Annotated in this window: 1 protein-coding gene and 1 pseudogene; one reads left to right on the top strand and one right to left on the bottom strand. The window is 40.7% G+C overall.

What is annotated here, in order from left to right; genetic code table 11:
• Nucleotides 1–3 precede the first annotated feature (3 nt).
• A pseudogene (locus DYY66_RS16655) lies at nucleotides 4–676 on the top strand (formate/nitrite transporter family protein); the annotation flags it as partial.
• 1 nt (nucleotide 677) lies between these two features.
• Here DYY66_RS16655 and DYY66_RS13345 read toward each other — a convergent pair.
• Nucleotides 678–1,010 (bottom strand): thiamine pyrophosphate-binding protein (locus DYY66_RS13345; RefSeq protein ID WP_255496459.1); only part of this gene is annotated, 333 nt, incomplete at its 3' end.
• Nucleotides 1,011–1,154: the final 144 nt, after the last annotated feature.

Here is a 1,154-nt window from a genome sequence, read left to right as displayed (position 1 = left end):
GCCTTGATTGCCATTGCGGGAGTTTACTTTACCTTTGCCACAAGTCAGATCATAGTAACTCGCACTTTTACCCAAGTATTTGGTGGTTTGTTGTTCAGCTTTGGACTTATTGCCATAGTAATTACAGGAGCCCAAATGTTCACGGGAAATACTTTGGGCATAATGAATGTCGCAAGCAAAAAACTAGACTTTATCAAACTACTTAGAAATTGGGCACTGGTGTATTTTGGAAATTATCTGGGAGCAGCAGCAACTGCTGGGATTATTTACATGAGCAAGGTCTGGACAAAAAATGGTTATCAATTTGGAATCAAGGCATTGATGATAGCGGGTCCTAAAGTAAATCTTGGTTTTGTTGATGCATTTTTCTTGGGGATTCTTGCTAACAGCCTTGTTTGTTTAGCAATATACCTTGGAGTTAGTGGTAAGAAAACCACTGATAAGATACTGGGAATAATGTTTCCAACTGCGGCTTTCATAGCCATGGGGTTTGAACACAGTGTGGCAAACATGTATTTTCTGACATTTGCACTATTGATAAAAAATGACCCGTCACTATTGGCTGCAATGCAAACTGCAGGAGTGACAGTGGATACATCTCATCTTGATTATTTGGGCATGATTCATAACTTGATACCTGTTACATTGGGCAATATCGTTGGAGGCTCTGTCTTTANTGCGTCACGACCTATCATCTTTGATGGGACCTGGCCTGTGATTGCAATCATTGGTGCAGAATCTGCCTGCGCAGTTGCAATTCCTGTAACAATATTTGTTGCACCAGGACCTGATGTTGCAAAACATACTCCTGGTCTTCTGCTTACTCTACCAAAACCGTCTGCCATGTGCGAAGCCGATTGCTCGTGTCTTACCAGTACATGACGGATATTGCTCTTGTAGAGTTCGTCATAGATTGGCAAGTTTGCACCTCCCGGTAACCCGAAGGCAATCTCCACGCCTTCTTTTTCCAAAGCGATCATCAAAGACCTAGCACCTGATATTTTTTCCATAATTTTCTAACTCCGAAAATTGCTGTGTCTTACAGCACAAGCTCGACTGGCAACAAAATACTTGAAATGCTTGTCGAGTCTACTTTTGTCATACTTATCTACAATTTTTGCGTCTAAAATTATTAATAAAGATATTGATGAAAA

The organism is Candidatus Nitrosotalea sp. FS, assembly GCF_011319475.1.
Lineage (GTDB): Archaea > Thermoproteota > Nitrososphaeria > Nitrososphaerales > Nitrosopumilaceae > Nitrosotalea.
The sequence above is the reverse complement of the archived record's forward strand: the minus strand, read 5'-3'. Positions and strand labels throughout refer to the sequence as shown.